General features: G+C 50.8%; 17 protein-coding genes and 2 pseudogenes. 6 read left to right on the forward strand and 13 right to left on the reverse strand.

The window, feature by feature from the left end:
- The first annotated feature begins 90 nt into the window (after positions 1-90).
- Positions 91-1,590 (forward strand): L-asparagine permease, encoded by a 1,500-nt coding sequence (gene ansP, locus EAS44_RS13290; RefSeq protein WP_001340130.1) that lies wholly within the window; start codon positions 91-93, stop codon positions 1,588-1,590.
- 112 nt (positions 1,591-1,702) lie between these two features.
- On the opposite strand, the gene yncE is transcribed toward ansP, so the two are convergent.
- Complete coding sequence (gene yncE, locus EAS44_RS13295; RefSeq protein ID WP_000550673.1) at positions 1,703-2,764, reverse strand: YncE family protein; 1,062 nt, start codon at positions 2,762-2,764, stop codon at positions 1,703-1,705.
- 241 nt (positions 2,765-3,005) lie between these two features.
- Between yncE and pqqU the strand changes: the two genes are divergently transcribed.
- On the forward strand, positions 3,006-5,108 hold the full coding sequence (gene pqqU / locus EAS44_RS13300) for a TonB-dependent receptor PqqU (protein WP_000689338.1): 2,103 nt from the start codon (positions 3,006-3,008) through the stop codon (positions 5,106-5,108).
- A gap of 76 nt (positions 5,109-5,184) precedes the next feature.
- Here pqqU and EAS44_RS13305 read toward each other — a convergent pair.
- A pseudogene (locus EAS44_RS13305) lies at positions 5,185-5,352 on the reverse strand (GntR family transcriptional regulator); the annotation flags it as partial.
- A gap of 236 nt (positions 5,353-5,588) precedes the next feature.
- Here EAS44_RS13305 and mnaT point away from each other — a divergent pair.
- Together mnaT and ydcZ are read left to right on the forward strand one after the other, a co-directional pair.
- A complete protein-coding gene (gene mnaT, locus EAS44_RS13315; protein WP_000027563.1) occupies positions 5,589-6,107 on the forward strand; it encodes a GNAT family N-acetyltransferase in 519 nt (172 codons plus the stop codon).
- Complete coding sequence (ydcZ, locus tag EAS44_RS13320) at positions 6,104-6,553, forward strand: DMT family transporter (RefSeq protein WP_001076540.1); 450 nt, start codon at positions 6,104-6,106, stop codon at positions 6,551-6,553. The genes mnaT and ydcZ overlap by 4 nt, the downstream gene beginning before the upstream one ends.
- On the opposite strand, the gene ydcY is transcribed toward ydcZ, so the two are convergent.
- Complete coding sequence (ydcY, locus tag EAS44_RS13325) at positions 6,554-6,787, reverse strand: DUF2526 family protein YdcY (RefSeq protein ID WP_000018633.1); 234 nt, start codon at positions 6,785-6,787, stop codon at positions 6,554-6,556.
- 85 nt (positions 6,788-6,872) lie between these two features.
- Positions 6,873-7,046, reverse strand: a complete 174-nt coding sequence (ortT, locus tag EAS44_RS13330) for an orphan toxin OrtT (protein WP_000061178.1) — start codon at positions 7,044-7,046, stop codon at positions 6,873-6,875.
- Between the two features lie 194 nt (positions 7,047-7,240).
- Here ortT and yncL point away from each other — a divergent pair, with 194 nt between their 5' ends.
- On the forward strand, positions 7,241-7,336 hold the full coding sequence (gene yncL, locus EAS44_RS13335; RefSeq protein ID WP_001303494.1) for a stress response membrane protein YncL: 96 nt from the start codon (positions 7,241-7,243) through the stop codon (positions 7,334-7,336).
- 96 nt (positions 7,337-7,432) lie between these two features.
- Here yncL and patD read toward each other — a convergent pair whose 3' ends face one another.
- The 7 genes and pseudogenes from patD to hicB form a co-directional block, all read right to left on the reverse strand.
- Positions 7,433-8,857 (reverse strand): aminobutyraldehyde dehydrogenase, encoded by a 1,425-nt coding sequence (patD, locus tag EAS44_RS13340; RefSeq protein ID WP_001163909.1) that lies wholly within the window; start codon positions 8,855-8,857, stop codon positions 7,433-7,435.
- A 21-nt stretch (positions 8,858-8,878) separates the two neighbouring features.
- A complete protein-coding gene (gene ydcV / locus EAS44_RS13345) occupies positions 8,879-9,673 on the reverse strand; it encodes an ABC transporter permease (protein ID WP_000555475.1) in 795 nt (264 codons plus the stop codon).
- Complete coding sequence (gene ydcU, locus EAS44_RS13350; protein WP_001251302.1) at positions 9,663-10,604, reverse strand: ABC transporter permease; 942 nt, start codon at positions 10,602-10,604, stop codon at positions 9,663-9,665. Before ydcU ends, ydcV begins: the two co-directional genes overlap by 11 nt.
- Positions 10,605-11,618 (reverse strand): ABC transporter ATP-binding protein, encoded by a 1,014-nt coding sequence (ydcT, locus tag EAS44_RS13355; protein ID WP_000220436.1) that lies wholly within the window; start codon positions 11,616-11,618, stop codon positions 10,605-10,607.
- Positions 11,619-11,635: 17 nt separating this feature from the next.
- Entirely contained in the window at positions 11,636-12,781 is a 1,146-nt protein-coding gene (gene ydcS, locus EAS44_RS13360; protein WP_000047438.1) for a putative ABC transporter substrate-binding protein YdcS, read from the reverse strand.
- Between the two features lie 244 nt (positions 12,782-13,025).
- Positions 13,026-14,432 (reverse strand): PLP-dependent aminotransferase family protein, encoded by a 1,407-nt coding sequence (gene ydcR / locus EAS44_RS13365; RefSeq protein ID WP_000760643.1) that lies wholly within the window; start codon positions 14,430-14,432, stop codon positions 13,026-13,028.
- A 78-nt stretch (positions 14,433-14,510) separates the two neighbouring features.
- Positions 14,511-14,747, reverse strand: a pseudogene (gene hicB, locus EAS44_RS13370) (type II toxin-antitoxin system antitoxin HicB); the annotation flags it as partial.
- A 178-nt stretch (positions 14,748-14,925) separates the two neighbouring features.
- On the opposite strand from hicB, the gene yncJ reads away from it, so the two are divergent.
- Positions 14,926-15,156 (forward strand): DUF2554 family protein, encoded by a 231-nt coding sequence (yncJ, locus tag EAS44_RS13375; RefSeq protein WP_000491567.1) that lies wholly within the window; start codon positions 14,926-14,928, stop codon positions 15,154-15,156.
- A 91-nt stretch (positions 15,157-15,247) separates the two neighbouring features.
- Here yncJ and rlhA read toward each other — a convergent pair whose 3' ends face one another.
- Positions 15,248-17,209 (reverse strand): 23S rRNA 5-hydroxycytidine C2501 synthase, encoded by a 1,962-nt coding sequence (gene rlhA, locus EAS44_RS13380; RefSeq protein WP_001350637.1) that lies wholly within the window; start codon positions 17,207-17,209, stop codon positions 15,248-15,250.
- 72 nt (positions 17,210-17,281) lie between these two features.
- Positions 17,282-17,818 carry a DNA-binding transcriptional regulator SutR gene (gene sutR, locus EAS44_RS13385; protein ID WP_000429162.1) on the reverse strand — a complete coding sequence of 179 codons (537 nt, stop codon included), beginning with the start codon at positions 17,816-17,818 and terminating at the stop codon, positions 17,282-17,284.
- Between the last annotated feature and the right edge of the window lie 50 nt (positions 17,819-17,868).

Raw genomic sequence — 17,868 nt, forward strand, 5'->3', positions numbered from 1 at the left:
AATAATGGTGATAACTATCATCGCCAGGATGAATAAACATTGTTCATGGCAACTTATATGACTTTTTCATTAAAGCAATCAGGGAGAGCAATGAGTAAACACAACACCGACACTTCAGATCAACACGCCGCGAAACGCCGCTGGCTTAATGCCCACGAAGAGGGGTATCACAAAGCGATGGGCAATCGCCAGGTACAGATGATCGCCATTGGCGGCGCGATTGGTACGGGTTTGTTTTTAGGCGCGGGAGCGCGACTGCAAATGGCGGGGCCCGCACTGGCACTGGTCTATTTGATCTGCGGCCTGTTTTCGTTTTTTATTCTGCGTGCATTGGGTGAGCTGGTGTTACACCGCCCTTCCAGTGGCAGTTTTGTCTCTTATGCCCGTGAGTTTTTGGGTGAGAAGGCCGCTTATGTTGCTGGCTGGATGTACTTCATCAACTGGGCGATGACGGGGATTGTTGATATTACCGCCGTCGCTCTGTATATGCATTACTGGGGCGCGTTTGGCGGCGTGCCGCAGTGGGTCTTTGCGCTCGCTGCACTGACCATCGTTGGCACCATGAATATGATCGGTGTGAAATGGTTTGCGGAGATGGAGTTCTGGTTTGCGCTTATTAAAGTGCTCGCCATTGTAACCTTTTTGGTCGTGGGTACAGTGTTCCTCGGTAGTGGTCAGCCGCTGGATGGCAACACCACTGGCTTTCATTTAATCACCGATAATGGCGGCTTCTTCCCCCACGGTTTGCTGCCTGCGCTGGTGTTGATTCAGGGCGTAGTGTTTGCTTTTGCCTCCATTGAAATGGTGGGTACAGCGGCCGGAGAATGTAAAGATCCGCAGACCATGGTGCCTAAAGCGATTAACAGTGTGATTTGGCGTATTGGTCTGTTTTACGTCGGCTCCGTGGTGTTGCTGGTTATGTTATTGCCGTGGAGCGCGTATCAGGCGGGGCAAAGTCCGTTCGTGACGTTTTTCTCTAAACTGGGTGTGCCGTACATCGGCAGCATTATGAACATTGTGGTGCTGACCGCTGCCCTCTCCAGCCTGAATTCAGGTCTGTACTGCACCGGGCGTATTCTGCGCTCGATGGCGATGGGCGGTTCCGCACCGAGTTTTATGGCGAAAATGAGTCGTCAGCATGTGCCGTATGCCGGGATTCTGGCGACACTGGTTGTGTATGTCGTCGGCGTATTCCTCAACTATCTGGTGCCGTCACGCGTATTTGAGATTGTGTTGAACTTCGCGTCGCTGGGAATCATCGCTTCATGGGCGTTTATCATCGTTTGCCAGATGCGCCTGCGTAAAGCGATTAAAGAAGGCAAAGCAGCGGATGTCAGTTTTAAACTGCCTGGCGCGCCCTTCACTTCCTGGCTGACATTACTGTTTTTACTGAGTGTCCTGGTGCTGATGGCGTTCGATTACCCGAACGGGACTTATACCATCGCGGCGCTGCCGATTATCGGTATTCTGCTGGTTATAGGTTGGTTTGGTGTGCGCAAACGCGTTGCTGAAATTCACAGCACTGCGCCAGTCGTCGAGGAAGATGAAGAAAAACAGGAAATTGTGTTTAAGCCTGAAACATCGAGTTAATTGCAAAATTGCCCGGCTACGTGCCGGGCAAATTCAGACTACTGACGAAGGTGCCGGATGCGGCGTGATAAAAGTCAGGCAATTCTTTCCGTTTTCACCCTCGCCATATCTATTACAGCGCAATACGAATCACATCGTCCGGCTGGGTAGCTTCCTGCTGTTTAGTGGATTTTTGTTTCACACTGACATACAGCGTTTTGCCATCGGCAGACAGCGCCAGGCTGTTCGGATGAGTCGGCGTATCGAACGTTTTCACCACTTTATAGCTTTTCGCGTCAATCACACTGACTTTACCTGCCTGACGATGCGTCACGTAGGCTTCATTACGCGCTGGGTTAAACAGCACAGCCAGTGATTCCGGTGCCGCAACCTTCGCCAGAATATTGCCATTACGGGTATCGACCACTAACACTTCTGCCGCTTTAGAATCGGTGATAAATGCACGCTCATTGGCGGTATCAAGGCTGATGTTAATAAAGAAGTGCTCTTTGCCGTCATCCAGCAGCTTTTTACGGCTGAGGATTTTATTGTCGGCGGTGTCGATGGTAATCAATTCGCCGTCAGCGTTAGTGGTGTAAAGACGTTTGCCTTTGCTATCCAGCGCCAGACCGGTACTCATTTTACCGGTGTTCTGGATGGCGGTTTTCAGTTTGATATTCTCGCCATCAACGACCCAAATCACGCTCTCTTTACCAATACCACTGATGTAAACGGTGTTCGTGGCATCATCAGCTACCAGCTCACGTGGTTGCAACGGGCGTACCTCTTCCGTGCGCTTACGATCATCCAGCACCAGACGACCTTTCACTTCGCCCGTTTTGGCATCTATCGCCGTGACCGCACTATTTACGGTGTTACCAAACCACAACGTCTGAGTCGTGTTATTGATGGTGGCACCAAACGGCTTGAGATCGTTATGGATCGCCTGCGTCACTTCCAGAGTAACCGGATCAAGACGATAAACCACGCCGCCTTTATCCAGTTTGCGGCTTTGCGAAGTGGCAAGCCACAGCGCGTTTTCTTGCTGGCTATAAGCCATTTCGTAGGCACCTTTACCTACCGCTTTACGCAGCATTTCTTCTGCGGCCTGCGTACTGAATGATGAAGCAACAAGCAATGAACCTAACAGTAATGAACCACGCAGGCGCGATGAAAACAGATGACGTAAATGCATGACGACTCCCTTTGATGAACCGATATTTTTTCTGCTTCACAATGCTTCGCTAAGCGTAATCATCGTTACGCCCTTGTTATAAATGGGAATGGTAATCATTATTTTCTCAAATGTGGAGCATTTCTTACCGTTACGACTACAATTTTCTCAATTACTTAACGTATTGTGCCGTTTAGTTTTCCATAAATTTACAATTTCATTACCATGACGGTGTTTTCCCATTCTTAACCTGGCTTTTTTCATGAAGATTTTTTCCGTCCGACAGACCGTTTTGCCCGCACTGCTTGTCCTTTCCCCCGTTGTTTTTGCCGCTGATGAACAGACCATGATTGTCAGTGCCGCACCGCAGGTGGTTTCAGAACTGGATACCCCAGCAGCCGTGAGCGTGGTGGATGGCGAGGAGATGCGCCTGGCAACACCGCGCATTAACTTGTCTGAATCACTGACCGGAGTGCCTGGTTTACAGGTACAAAACCGGCAGAACTATGCGCAAGATTTACAGCTGTCGATTCGCGGATTTGGCTCCCGCTCCACTTACGGAATTCGCGGTATTCGCCTGTATGTGGACGGTATTCCCGCTACCATGCCCGACGGACAAGGGCAAACATCTAACATCGATTTAAGCAGTGTGCAAAATGTGGAAGTGCTGCGTGGCCCCTTCTCTGCTCTGTATGGCAACGCGTCTGGCGGTGTAATGAATGTCACCACCCAGACCGGACAACAGCCACCAACCATTGAAGCCAGTAGTTACTACGGCAGTTTTGGCAGCTGGCGCTATGGGCTGAAAGCTACGGGCGCAACGGGCGACGGCACACAACCCGGCGATGTCGATTACACCGTCTCAACCACACGTTTTACGACCCATGGCTATCGTGACCATAGCGGCGCACAGAAAAATTTAGCCAATGCCAAACTGGGCGTACGCATTGATGACGCCAGCAAATTAAGCCTGATTTTCAATAGTGTGGATATCAAAGCAGATGACCCAGGTGGGCTAACCGAAGCAGAATGGAAGGCGAATCCACAACAAGCGCCTCGTGCAGAACAGTACGACACGCGAAAAACCATCAAGCAAACTCAGGCTGGGTTGCGCTATGAACGTAGCCTGAGCGCGCAAGATGATATGAGTGTAATGATGTATGCCGGAGAGCGAGAAACGACCCAGTACCAGTCAATCCCCATGGCCCCGCAACTTAACCCGTCACATGCGGGCGGCGTGATTACCCTGCAACGCCATTACCAGGGGATAGACAGCCGCTGGACACACCGTGGTGAATTGGGCGTTCCAGTCACGTTCACAACCGGCCTGAACTACGAAAACATGAGTGAAAACCGCAAGGGTTACAATAACTTCCGCCTGAATCGCGGCGTGCCGGAATACGGGCAAAAAGGTGAGTTGCGCCGCGACGAACGCAATTTGATGTGGAACGTCGATCCCTATTTACAAACCCAGTGGCAACTGACCGACAAACTTTCGCTGGATGCTGGCGTGCGCTACAGCTCCGTGTGGTTTGATTCCAATGATCATTACGTTACTCCGGGTAACGGCGACGACAGCGGTGATGCCAGTTATCACAAATGGCTACCAGCCGGATCGTTAAAATATGCAATGACCGATGCCTGGAATGTCTATCTGGCAGCAGGGCGCGGTTTTGAAACGCCGACGATTAATGAACTGTCTTATCGCGCTGATGGACAAAGCGGTATGAACTTTGGGTTAAAACCCTCCACCAACGATACAATTGAGATCGGCAGTAAAACGCGTATTGGTGATGGACTGCTTAGTCTCGCATTGTTCCAGACCGACACCGATGATGAAATTGTTGTCGATAGCAGTAGCGGTGGGCGTACGACTTACAAAAATGCCGGAAAGACCCGTCGTCAAGGGGCTGAACTGGCATGGGATCAACGTTTCGCGGGAGATTTTCGCGTAAAAGCGTCCTGGACCTGGCTTGATGCGACCTATCGCAGCAATGTTTGCAATGAACAGGATTGTAACGGTAACCGGATGCCAGGGATCGCCCGTAATATGGCCTTTGCGTCGATAGGTTATATACCGGAAGATGGTTGGTATGCAGGCACGGAAGCTCGTTATATGGGCGATATTATGGCAGATGATGAAAATACGGCCAAAGCGCCTTCTTATACACTCGTCGGCTTATTCACCGGGTATAAATACAATTACCACAATTTAACCGTGGATTTATTTGGTCGTGTCGATAATTTATTCGATAAAGAATACGTTGGTTCTGTCATTGTCAATGAGTCAAACGGGCGATATTACGAACCTGCGCCCGGACGAAATTATGGTGTCGGCATAAATATTGCGTGGCGATTTGAGTAATTATCTTTAAGCCCGGTATTTGCCGGGCGTATTTTATTTATCGGCTGTATTGCTGGCACAACATAGCAACGTTTTTTTGCATAGTGAGGTTTTCGACAGCCAGAGCAACTGCCATTAATTCCAGTTCGTAGCGGATCCGATTGATTTCATTTAATTGACGTTTTCCCACTTCCGGAACTGTAAATGCTTGCGCTGGTGCGACAAAGAGCACATTTACCGAAACCAGACGTAAGGAACCGGCGCGCCATGCGGACGCAAGGACAGAACCCAACATCGGTTACGCTGCGTTTGTTGCCCCATAATGCTCTCCTGTGCTTTTGGCATGAATCCATCAATAGTAGCAGGCTCACAGGATTGGTTTTGTTTGCAGCCGTCACATCCCCTCTGCAACACGCAATAATTTCATAGAGGAATCCGTTGCTTCGGGCTGTTTTCGATAGTATTGATAACATCATCATCATTATTTTATCGAGGCCAGACATGTCCATCCGTTTTGCCCGCAAAGCCGACTGTGCTGCAATTGCGGAAATTTATAATCACGCCGTGTTGTATACGGCGGCTATCTGGAATGACCAAACGGTGGATGCGGATAACCGCATTGCCTGGTTTGAAGCGCGGACCATAGCAGGTTATCCGGTGCTGGTGAGTGAAGAAGATGGCGTAGTGACGGGATATGCCTCGTTTGGCGACTGGCGTAGTTTTGATGGTTTTCGCCATACCGTGGAACATTCGGTTTATGTCCATCCCGATCATCAGGGGAAAGGTCTGGGGCGTAAATTGTTAAGCCGATTGATTGATGAAGCGCGGGATTGCGGGAAGCATGTCATGGTCGCCGGGATCGAATCGCAAAATCAGGCCTCGCTGCATCTGCACCAGTCGCTGGGATTTGTCGTCACCGCGCAAATGCCGCAGGTAGGTACTAAATTTGGGCGCTGGCTGGATCTGACATTTATGCAGTTGCAACTCGACGAGCGCACTGAACCGGACGCGATCGGATGAATCAGTCACTTACCCTTGCCTTTTTGATTGCAGCCGGGATTGGTCTGGTAGTCCAGAACACGCTGATGGTGCGCATCACCCAGACCTCCTCTACCATTCTCATCGCCATGTTGCTGAACTCACTGGTGGGGATTGTGCTCTTTGTTTCTATTTTATGGTTTAAACAAGGCATGGCGGGGTTTGGCGAACTGGTGTCCAGCGTGCGCTGGTGGACACTTATACCTGGCTTGCTGGGATCGTTTTTTGTCTTCGCCAGTATCAGCGGATATCAGAATGTGGGAGCGGCGACAACTATTGCAGTACTGGTCGCCAGCCAGCTGATTGGCGGTCTGGTGCTGGATATCTTCCGCAGCCATGGCGTACCACTTCGGGCGTTGATCGGCCCAATTTGTGGCGCAATTTTACTTGTGGTTGGCGCCTGGCTGGTGGCCAGACGCTCATTTTAATCAGAGGATGGTACCGCCTTTGGTTAACTGTTCGTGGCGCGCTTCCATATCTTCTTTATGTTTGCGACCGTGATGAGCAATAGCGGTGCGCAAACGCTGCTGCTGGGTGTAGCGATCTTCCCGACTTAACTCCGCGTCATCGCTCAGGGCGATTAATAATTCGTTCATATGGGCAATGACGCTCTCTTCAATCGCGGCATCCACGCGCGCGATGACTTCATCCAGATGCGACATACTTTCTCCTTAGCCACTTGTGAAATTTATCGATTCATCCAAATGATATAAGTCTGCGTGGTGCCGTCAAGCCAGTGCATAAGATTTAAAACAGAGAAAACAACAGCGCCACCGGGAAACTCATCGGCCATGTTGCCCCCACCAGAAAGGCGCTTAAGAAACGGATGCGTTTCTTATCGTGAGAAAGAAACCAGGTGATAAGAAATGCGATTGCTGCCATAACCGCATAAAAAACAAGCATATGTTGATAGAGAGACATGTACGGGCGTCCAGCCAGATGAATAAAACGCGCGCAAATATGCGTCATTTTTTGACGTGCATCAAGTTTTTTCACCAGTTAGAGAAAAAATCATCAAACAGCAACTTGCCCTTATCTATCTTCAGAATGAGTATTATTGCGGATTTTCTTAACCCGTACTATACACATAGGGGCAATGATAAAAGGTGGCAAAAATGAATGTTTCCAGTAGAACTGTAGTACTGATAAATGTCTTTGCTGCTGTTGGTTTGTTTACTCTTATCTCTATGAGATTTGGCTGGTTTATTTGATGTAGTGATTTTGCACGCAGCACGTACTGTCAGAGAAATCAGTGCTCTGACAGTACGCAAGATCATCTCATACTCTTACGATCTGCAATATTATCCTTAATGTTTAACCATGACGTGGCGGACGACAGTGTAATCCTCCAGCCCATAAAGTGACATATCCTTGCCGTAACCAGAAAGTTTCTGCCCACCGTGCGGCATTTCACTTACCAGCATGAAATGGGTATTGACCCAGGTACAACCATATTGCAGCCGCGCGCTGACGCGATGCGCCCTGCCCACATCTTTCGTCCATACCGAAGATGCAAGTCCGTACTGACTGTCATTCGCCCAGTTCACCACCTGTTCTTCGTTGTCGAAGAGCGTAACACTCACTACCGGACCAAATACCTCTTTTTGCACGATGGCATCGTCCTGTAATGCGCCAGCCAGCAGCGTCGGCGCATAGTAATAGCCATTACCCTTGCGCTTTTCACCGCCAGTGATCACTTTGATGTGCCCTGTCGCTTTCGCCTCTTCTACCGCCTTGCTGACGCGTTCGAGATGCGCCAGCGAGCTTAAAGGTCCAAGCTCCGTAGACTCGTCATCCGGCGAACCCGATTTTAACGTTGCCACCGCAGCACCGAGTTTTTCCACCAGCGTATCGTAAATGCCTTTTTGCGCGTAGATCCGACAAGCCGCAGTACAATCCTGTCCGGCATTGTAATAGCCAAAAGTACGTACACCTTCGACCACTGCTTCAATATCCGCATCATCAAAAACAATCACTGGCGCTTTGCCACCAAGTTCCATATGAGTACGCTTAATGGACGGCGCGGTATGGCTGATGATGTGTTCCCCAGTGGCGATAGAACCCGTCAGCGACACCATCCGCACTTTGGGATGTCCGGTCAGCGGATCTCCCACCGTCTTGCCTCTGCCAAACAGCACGTTAATCACGCCAGCCGGGAAGATATCTTTCGCCAGCTCTGCCAACTTCAACGCGGTCAGCGGGGTAATTTCTGATGGTTTAAGCACTACGCAGTTCCCTGCCGCCAGCGCCGGAGCCAGTTTCCACGCAGCCATCATCAGCGGATAATTCCACGGTGCGATAGAAGCCACGACCCCCAACGGATCGCGACGGATCATCGAAGTATGACCTTCAAGATATTCACCTGCCGCCAGACCATTCAGGCAGCGCGCCGCACCGGCGAAAAAGCGAAAGACATCGACAATCGCCGGAATTTCATCATTGAACGCGCTATGCAGCGGTTTGCCACAATTACGGGACTCCAGTTCGGCAAAAACCTGACCATTTTCTTCGATAACATCAGCCAGTTTCAGCAGGCATTCCGCACGCGCTTTTGGCGTGGTTTGCCCCCATTCGGCAAATGCTGCATCTGCCGCGCGAACAGCAGCATTGACCTGCTCTGCGGATGCCTCGGCAATCTCCAGTAAAACGTCCCCCGTTGCCGGATTATAGACAGGCTGTTTTTCCCCTTCGCCGCTAACCAGTTCTCCGTTAATCAGTAACTTATGTTGCATAGCATATTCCTGTATCAGTGGTTATTGACCATTGTCGCCTTCGCGGGTTAGCCACCAGGCCCCCAGGATCGGCAAGGTTGTTACCAACATAACCAGCAGTGCCACCACGTTGGTTACCGGGACATCACGCGGTCGCCCAAGCTGATTGAGCAACCACAACGGTAACGTTCGTTCATGACCTGCCGTAAAAGTCGTCACGATGATTTCATCGAACGACAAGGCAAACGCCAGCATTCCTCCAGCCAGTAACGCCGAACTGAGATTCGGCAACACTACGTAGCGGAAGGTTTGCCAGCCATTGGCCCCAAGATCCATTGACGCCTCAACCAGACTCCACGAGGTGCGGCGAAAACGGGCGATGACATTGTTAAACACCACCACTACGCAAAAAGTCGCATGACCGACCACGATGGTGAAAAATCCTGGCTCCAGATTGATGGTTTTAAAGGCGGTTAATAGCGCCAGACCAGTGACAATGCCCGGCAGCGCAATGGGCAGCAACAGTAACAGCGAAATGGCGTTTTTGCCGAAAAAGTCTCGTCGCCACAGCGCGGCAGCTGCCAGCGTCCCTAACACCAGCGCGATTAATGTCGCCAGCGCCGCCACTTTAAGTGACAGTGTCACGGAATCAAGGATATCACTACGCTGTGCTGCCACGCTAAACCAGCGCAGCGTCAGGCCTTGCGGTGGAAAACTAAACGCCGCATCTTCAGTGTTAAACGCATAGGCAGCGATAATCAGGATGGGAAAATGTAGGAAAACCACGCCGCCCCAGGCCGCCAGTTTGAGGAAAAACGGTGCGCGTTCAGAGTGCATCGAACGCTCCCAGACGTTTCACAAACGCCAGATAGAGTGCGATGAGAACAATCGGCACCAGGGTGAATGCCGCCGCCATCGGCATATTGCCAATCGCCCCCTGCTGGGAATAAACCATATTGCCGATAAAATATCCTGGAGGGCCAACCAGCTGCGGGACAATAAAATCGCCCAGCGTGAGTGAGAAGGTAAAGATAGAGCCAGCGGCAATACCCGGGATTGCCAGCGGCAGCACCACATAGCGAAAGGTTTGTCGTGGACGTGCGCCAAGATCAGCCGACGCCTGCAACAATGACGGCGGCAAACGCTCAAGCGCCGCCTGCACCGGGAGGATCATGAACGGCAACCAGATATAGAGAAACACCAGAAAGCGCCCCAGCCCGGAAGTTGACAGCGTATTGCCGCCCACCGCCGGTAGCGTGAGGAACGCAGTCAGCAGTGGTTCCAGCCCCAGATGTTGTAAAAACCACTGCGCCACGCCATCTTTTGCCAGCAATAACGTCCAGGCATAGGCTTTAACAATGTAGCTCGCCCACATCGGCAACATTACCGCAATATAAAAAAACGCTTTCATTTTTCCGCTGGTATAGCGCGCCATATACCACGCCATTGGAAAAGCCAGAATGGCGCTGGCGATAGTCACCGCCACAGCCATGGTCAGCGTGCGGACAATGATGTCGTAATTCGCCGGATTAAACAGCGCACGGATATTCGCCAGCGTCAGTTCCGGCGTTACCGACATGGTGAAATCGTCAAAGGTATAAAAGCCCTGCCATAACAGCGTCAGCAGCGAGCCGAAATAGACAATGCCAAACCACATTAGCGGGCCAAGCAGCAGCAAAAACAGCCCCAGCCCCGGATTACGCCAGAAGAAACCGGGCACCTTACCCAGACCTGGACGTGAAGGTGATTGCAATACGTTCATCGCCATTCACCTCTCCTCAACCAGCGCCACCATCACATCACGCGACCAGGAAACCATCACCTGTTGTCCGGGCGTGAGCGTGGCAGGCAGTTCTTCGCCTGTCATATTGGCCTGACTCACCAGCAGTTTTTCACCGCCGCTCAGTGTCAGTTCAAAACGAGTTGCCGCGCCCTGATACTGCACCGCCTGGATCGTGCCATTAGCCTGCATTTCTCCAGGGGTGTTGAGGCGGATATGTTCCGGTCGTAGTGCGAAGCTTCCCGTCATGCCACAAAGTTTCTCTGCCATCAGTCCATCAAAAACATTCGATGTCCCAACGAATCCCGCAACAAACGGCGTGCGCGGGCGCATATAGAGATCGCGCGGAGAATCGACCTGTTCAATGCGTCCATTATTGAAAACCGCCACCCGATCGGACATCGATAACGCTTCGCCCTGATCGTGGGTAACGAAGATAAAAGTGATACCGAGAGACTGTTGCAGCTTTTTCAGCTCAAGCTGCATTTGCTCGCGCAATTTGAGATCCAGCGCGCCGAGCGGTTCATCCAGCAACAACACACGCGGTTCGTTCACCAGTGCTCTGGCGATGGCGACTCGCTGGCGCTGACCACCAGAAAGTTGTGACGGTTTACGTTGCTGTACAAACCCCAACGCCACTTTCTCAAGCGCCTCTTGCGCCATTGCGTGCCGCTGCTTTTTATTCACGCCTTTGACCATCAGCCCGTAGGCTACGTTGTCAAGAATCGACATATGCGGAAATAGCGCGTAGTCCTGGAAGACAGTATTCACGTCCCGCTCCCACGGTGGCAGATTGCTGGCGGGCGTACCAAAAATAGAGATAGCCCCGCCGGAAAGCTGTTCGAATCCAGCAATCAGGCGCAGGCAAGTGGTTTTGCCGGAGCCGGACGGCCCCAGCATAGAGAAGAACTCACCATCTTTTATCGCAATACTGACGCCATTTACTGCGCGCACGTCACCGTACAACCGTGAGACGTTGTCAAACTCCACTGCGTACGTCATAAAACACCCCAGCGAAGTTAGCGACCGCCCATAATGGCAATGTAATCCTGCGTCCAGCGACTGTAGGGAACAAACTTGCCCCCTTCTGCTATAGGCGTTTTCCAGAAGGCGATTTTATCGAAATAGTTAAAACCGTTTGTTTCACAACCTTTCTCGCCTAATAACGGACTGGCTTTACACCCTTGCGGCACTACTGGTAACGAGCCAAACCAGGCCGCCACATCGCCCTGCACTTTTGGGGTTAATGACCAGTTCATCCATTTGTAGGCGCAAACCGGATGTTTCGCTTCGCTATGTAGCATGGTGGTGTCAGCCCAACCGGTAACGCCCTCCTTCGGGAAAACGGTAGCGACAGGCTGGCCTTCGGCTTTCAGGGCGTTGGCCTGATAGGGCCATGCACTGGAAGCAACCACACCCTCGTTTTTGAAATCGCTCATTTGCACGGTAGTGTCATGCCAGTAGCGATGGATCAAACTATGTTGATCGCGCAGCACTTTCAGCACCGCCTGATACTGTTCTTCGGTGAGTTGATACGGATCGCTGATGCCCAACTGTGGCTGCGTGGCTTTGACGAACAACGCGGCATCCGCAATGTAGATAGGGCCATCATAAGCCTGTACCCGGCCTTTATTGCTCTTGCCGTCCGGCAGATTCTGCTCAACAAAAACCACTTGCCAGCTATCCGGCGGCGTCGGGAAGGTTTTAGTGATGTACATCAGCAGGTTCGGCCCCCATTGGTAAGGTGTGCCGTAAACTTTGCCGCCAACGTTAAACCAGTCGCCTTTAACCACGCGCGGATCGAGCGCTTTCCAGTTGGGAATCAAGGCGGTATTAATTGGCTGCACGCGTTTGCCCATAATCAAACGCAGCGAGGCATCGCCGGATGCCGTAACCAGATCGTAACCCCCTTTGACCATCAGACTGACCATTTCATCGGAAGTCGCGGCGGTTTTAACATTCACCGCGCAGCCTGTCTCTTTTTCGAATTGCGTTACCCAGTCGTACTGTTTATCAGTTTGTCCGCGTTCGATGTATCCCGGCCAGGCGATAATATCCAGTCGCCCTTCCGGATTCTCTAAATTGGTAGGCGGTTCGGCGGCGTGAGCGGTCATTATTGTCATGCTGAGCGCACACAGGCTGCTGCGGGCAAATGTCTTGCTCATAAGGTCTTACTCCTGTCGTAATTAATTGTTCAGCCGCCGTGCCGTAAAAATATCTCCTTGTTTAACCATAGACGGCGGCTTGCAGGCACACCTTCGGCCCTGAGAAAATTTAATCAGGTTGTGAGCTACCGCGCATTATGCCGTCTGTAAGGTTATCTTCTGGAGTATAGACAAGGAGTTAGGATATATGACTGCTATTCGAAATTCATATTACCCAACCTGAGAGGAATTAAATTAAACGCTATTACAGCCGTTCTTGAATAAGTTTGCCTAATTGTTTTACCGCCTGTTCTTCACGTTCTCCCCACTGCCACGCGGTATTAAAACGAAAAAAACGTGACCAGTTTTCACCGGTAGAAAACATATTACCCGGCGCAATACTGATATGATGCGTCAGTGCCACCAGGCTTAATTCTCCTGCATCTAACGGCTCGGGGAGCTCCAGCCAGAGAAAATAACCGCTGTCATTGTGATGAATTTTGACTTCCGCAGGCAGATAACGCAGCAAAGCCTGCCAGGCGCGTTGTTTACGTTCCGCAAGCTGGCGACGCAGGCGACGAAGATGAGCATCGTATCGGCGAGTAGAAAGGTAATCCACCAGCGCAAGCTGCATCGGTGAGCTGGTGGAAAGCGTACTCATCAACTGCAAGCGTTGAATTTTACGTGCATGTTTTCCGGCGGCGACCCAACCAATACGAAAACCAGGCACCAGACATTTCGAAAACGAAGAGCAATGCAAAACACCATCGTGGCGATCCCACGCTTTCGCAGGCAGCGGTTTTTCCCGTCCAAAATAAAGTTCGCTATAAACGTCATCTTCAATCAGCGTTACGTTGTACTGATTGAGCAACGCTACCAGCCGCACTTTTTTCTGCGGCGTTAAGGTAAATCCAAGTGGGTTCTGGCTATTAGTCATCAGCCAGCACGCTTTCACCGGATACTCCTGCAACGCCAGTTCCAGCGCCTGAAGATCGATCCCTTCTTTAATATCCGTCGCTACCGATAACGCCTTCAGCCGTAACCGCTCCAGCGCCTGCAACGCGCCGTAGAAACAAGGATTCTCTACTATCACCCAATCGCCCGGTTCAGTTACCGCTTGCAAACTGAGGTTTAATGCCTCTAACGCCCCGGCGGTAATGACAATTTCATCAGGTGAAATGGTGATGCCCTGTAAGGCATAGCGACGAGCAATAGCCTGACGCAGTTCTACGTTTCCTGGCGGTAAGTTTTCAATCACGCTCATCGCCGTGGCGGTTTTGCTTACCTGCGCCAGCGAGCGGTTTAGTTGTTGGAGGGGGAAAAGTCGCGGGTCGGGAAAGGCCGAGGCAAACGGAACTACCGACGGATCGCGACTGGCCTGCAACATATCAAAAATATAGGTGTTGATATCGACTGCTTCATCTCGTGTGACTGGAATGACTGTCGCTTTCGGCATTTTTATTGCCTGTGGCGCAACGTAATAACCCGATTGCGGTCGCGCGATAATATATCCCTGACTTTCGAGCAACTGATAGGCATGGCTGACAGTCATAAAGCTCATGCCAGAAAGCGCCACCTGGTCACGCAACGAAGGCAAACGATCGCCGGGTTGCCAGATACCCGACGCAATCTGCTCGCGTAATTGTTCTGCAAGCTGCTGGTATTTTTTCATTATCGAATCGTAATTATGTGCAGATGATTCGGCAGTCTATATCAGTTGTTAAAAATGACAACTTTTCATTAACTGTAATCAAACCATCACCAGCGATAACTCTTTGCCAAGCGCATTAGCCGCGAGCTGGACGGCGTCGATTTTTGTCGCATGGTGCAAATTAAATAGGCGAGTAATCTCCTGTTTATGTTTGCCAATTCGCCGGGCTAACTCTTGCTGAGTGATTTCTGACTGTAAAAAAGCATTTAACAGCAATACCTTAGAGGCGACGCTCAAAGGCACTTCAATAAAGTGATCGTGACTATTTAATGGCGAAGTTTACCTCCGTGTGTAATGTGCTCGAAAATAGCACTAAATCGCCGCAACGGCAGAATGCAATGCAAAATCAGGAAGGAAGATTCCAGAATTTCTTTGCTCTAATTTGCAAAACTGAATAATAACCTCAAGAAACGATCGGCATCATAGCGGCAAAAGGTTAGAAAAAGGTGGCGGGATGTTTTCGAAGGCGTTATCGGTTGTCTTATTAACGTGTGCACTGTTCTCAGGACAACTCATGGCAGGGCACAAAGGACATGAATTTATGTGGGTAAAGAATGTGGATCATCAGTTGCGTCATGAAGCGGACAGCGATGAATTGCGTGCTGTGGCGGAAGAGTCGGCGGAAGGTTTGCGCGAGCATTTTTACTGGCAAAAATCGCGCAAACCAGAAGCGGGACAGCGTTGAGTCGTGTGTTGCCGGATGCGGCGTGACACCTTACCCGGCAGGCAATATCATGCAGATTTGATGAGTGGTGAGTAACCCGAAAACTGGCGTTTTACCCTTTTCGCTTCGGCAATGTTTTCAGCAGATCATCCGGACTTACGGATGCCACTACGCTTCCCGGTAACGGCATTTTCAGTATGTGATTTTTGATTTTGCCAATGACGTGCATCTCGCATGGGCGGCAATCAAACTTTAGCGTTAATACTTCATCGCCGTTAACCAGTTGCATTGGCGTCGCCTTCCAGCTTTTGATATTGCCTTTCGCCTGTTTCGGGCACAGATTGAAGGCAAAGCGCAGACAATGCTTGGTGATCATCACCGGGACTTCGCCCTTCTCTTCATGTGCCTCATACGCCGCGTCAATCAGTTGCACACCATAGCGATGATAAAATTCACGCGCTTTCTGGTTGTATACGTTCGCGAGGAAACTCAGATGCGTTTGCGGATAAACTGGCGCAGGATCAGCAACCGGTTTACGGCTGCCGCGCTGGTAACTGGCAAGACGCGCAGCATCAAGCATATCGGCGGCTTCACGGCGGAACTGGTTTAACAGACTGTTTGGTACAAACAGCGCCCCCGGCAAATTAATTTGCACATTGCGGGCGTAATAGATGGTTTGCCCCAGTTTTGCCAGACCATCCTTCAGATTGTTCATTGCTTTTTCGGCGTTATTGGCTTCGTCGAACTGCCCGTCCAGCGTATGTGTGATGCTGACACCCTCTTCACTGGTGAGGGTCAGAATCAGTTGTTCCTGCCAGCCGCCCAGTTCAATGTCTACCGCCACCCGACGTTCGCTGGAGGTTTTTGTCAGTGCCTGCTGCCAGTTATGATCAAGATTACGGTTTAGTGGGTGATGCGGGCGAATTTTGTGCAAATCTGCTGGCATTTCATTGGGCCAGACGCGGTACTGATTTTCTCCGGTTTTCTCTACCGTATTGGCACGAAAACCGACGACTTCACGTTTAATCATCACGTTCAGGCCATCGCCATTTGCCAGTGGCTCGGTAACGGCAACATCAATATGATCTTTCGCTACTTTCAATACTTCGCCCACCGGCAGGCCGATAAATTTCGGCGAATCGAACGCGCCAATATCGCCTTTACGGGCATTCACAAAATAATCTGTGCTACCACGGTGGAAAGTCTTTTCCGTCGATGGAACAAAGAAATGTTCAGTACGACCTGATGAAGCGCGCGCCAGATCGCCACGTTCTTCAATAATGGCATCCAGCATCTGACGATAATGGGCGGTGATATTCTTCACGTAGCTCATATCTTTGTAACGCCCTTCAATCTTGAAGGAGCGTACGCCAGCATCAATCAGCGCGCCGAGGTTGGCAGTCTGATCGTTATCTTTCATCGACAGCAGATGTTTTTCATAGGAAACCACCCGCCCCTGATCGTCTTTCAATGTGTATGGCAAACGGCACGCCTGCGAGCAATCGCCACGGTTGGCGCTACGCCCTGTTTGCGCATGAGAAATGTAGCACTGACCCGAATAGGCCACGCACAATGCGCCATGAATAAAGAATTCAATGGTCGCGTCCGTGGCCTGGTGAATCGCGCGGAGCTGCTCAAGATTCAGCTCTCGCGCCAGCACAATCTGCGTGAAGCCAACATCAGAGAGGAACTTCGCTTTTTCTACTGTACGAATATCGCACTGCGTACTGGCGTGCAGTTCAATCGGCGGAATATCAAGTTCCAGAATCCCCATATCCTGAACAATCAGCGCATCGACACCGGTCTGGTAGAGGTCAGTAATCAGCCGTTGCGCGGGTTCCAGCTCATCATCATGCAAAATGGTGTTAAGCGTGACGAAAATTTTTGCACCATAACGATGGGCAAACGGCACCAACTCGGCAATATCTTTCAGGCTATTACTGGCATTATGACGGGCACCAAAACCAGGGCCGCCGATATAAACAGCATCGGCACCGTGCAAAATAGCTTCGCGGGCAATGGCGGCATCGCGTGCCGGGCTTAACAGTTCAAGACGATGAGAAGATACGGTCACTTTCTTATCCAGTAGCTGAAAAATGGCGGCTATTTTAGCCACAAGCGCGACGTTGCGAAATAGTTTTCCCGCTTAACTGCGCGGGTAATGGATGAGGGAATGAAAATGTACGGTTTGCTCTCCACCATTACGATAGACATGCGTGACGTCTGCAGCAAATCGAACGCCTTCCCCACAATTAAGGCTCTGCCATTCACCATCAACACACAGATCAAGTTGTCCATCAATGACGACGACATGTTCGATTACCCCCTTTTCATGGGGCGTCGATTCGCTTATTGCACCGGGTGCCATCTGAATCGAGAAGTGTTCAAAGCAGAGTTGTGGATCATAAGGAAACAGCGAAGTGATCACCATCGCCTGCCGTTGTGGATCATAAACTGAAGGCGTAGCGGACTGCGGCGGGGAAATAAATGTTGAAAATGGCACGTTCAACCCGGTGGCAATTTTCCATAATGTCGCGACCGTCGGGCTGGATTCATTACGCTCAATCTGCCCTAACATCGCTTTAGAAACGCCCGTCGCTTCTGCCAGTCGCGAAAGACTCCAGCCGCGCTGCTGACGTAGTTGTTTAAGTGTGGTGGATAAAAAGCGAGCGAGATTTTCCATGCGACTCCTCCGGCAAAACGGAAGTTTATCACTTGTGCGTTATAACGGAC

Origin of the sequence: Escherichia coli DSM 30083 = JCM 1649 = ATCC 11775 (genome assembly GCF_003697165.2) — a bacterium.
Taxonomy (GTDB): domain Bacteria; phylum Pseudomonadota; class Gammaproteobacteria; order Enterobacterales; family Enterobacteriaceae; genus Escherichia; species Escherichia coli.

Bases quoted from the DNA above. Each gene is read 5' to 3' on its own strand.
- ansP (WP_001340130.1), top strand. From the start codon at position 91: ATGAGTAAACACAACACCGACACTTCAGATCAACACGCCGCGAAACGC.
- yncE (WP_000550673.1), bottom strand. From the start codon at position 2,764: ATGCATTTACGTCATCTGTTTTCATCGCGCCTGCGTGGTTCATTACTG.
- pqqU (WP_000689338.1), top strand. From the start codon at position 3,006: ATGAAGATTTTTTCCGTCCGACAGACCGTTTTGCCCGCACTGCTTGTC.
- mnaT (WP_000027563.1), top strand. From the start codon at position 5,589: ATGTCCATCCGTTTTGCCCGCAAAGCCGACTGTGCTGCAATTGCGGAA.
- ydcZ (WP_001076540.1), top strand. From the start codon at position 6,104: ATGAATCAGTCACTTACCCTTGCCTTTTTGATTGCAGCCGGGATTGGT.
- ydcY (WP_000018633.1), bottom strand. From the start codon at position 6,787: ATGTCGCATCTGGATGAAGTCATCGCGCGCGTGGATGCCGCGATTGAA.
- ortT (WP_000061178.1), bottom strand. From the start codon at position 7,046: ATGTCTCTCTATCAACATATGCTTGTTTTTTATGCGGTTATGGCAGCA.
- yncL (WP_001303494.1), top strand. From the start codon at position 7,241: ATGAATGTTTCCAGTAGAACTGTAGTACTGATAAATGTCTTTGCTGCT.
- patD (WP_001163909.1), bottom strand. From the start codon at position 8,857: ATGCAACATAAGTTACTGATTAACGGAGAACTGGTTAGCGGCGAAGGG.
- ydcV (WP_000555475.1), bottom strand. From the start codon at position 9,673: ATGCACTCTGAACGCGCACCGTTTTTCCTCAAACTGGCGGCCTGGGGC.
- ydcU (WP_001251302.1), bottom strand. From the start codon at position 10,604: ATGGCGATGAACGTATTGCAATCACCTTCACGTCCAGGTCTGGGTAAG.
- ydcT (WP_000220436.1), bottom strand. From the start codon at position 11,618: ATGACGTACGCAGTGGAGTTTGACAACGTCTCACGGTTGTACGGTGAC.
- ydcS (WP_000047438.1), bottom strand. From the start codon at position 12,781: ATGAGCAAGACATTTGCCCGCAGCAGCCTGTGTGCGCTCAGCATGACA.
- ydcR (WP_000760643.1), bottom strand. From the start codon at position 14,432: ATGAAAAAATACCAGCAGCTTGCAGAACAATTACGCGAGCAGATTGCG.
- yncJ (WP_000491567.1), top strand. From the start codon at position 14,926: ATGTTTTCGAAGGCGTTATCGGTTGTCTTATTAACGTGTGCACTGTTC.
- sutR (WP_000429162.1), bottom strand. From the start codon at position 17,818: ATGGAAAATCTCGCTCGCTTTTTATCCACCACACTTAAACAACTACGT.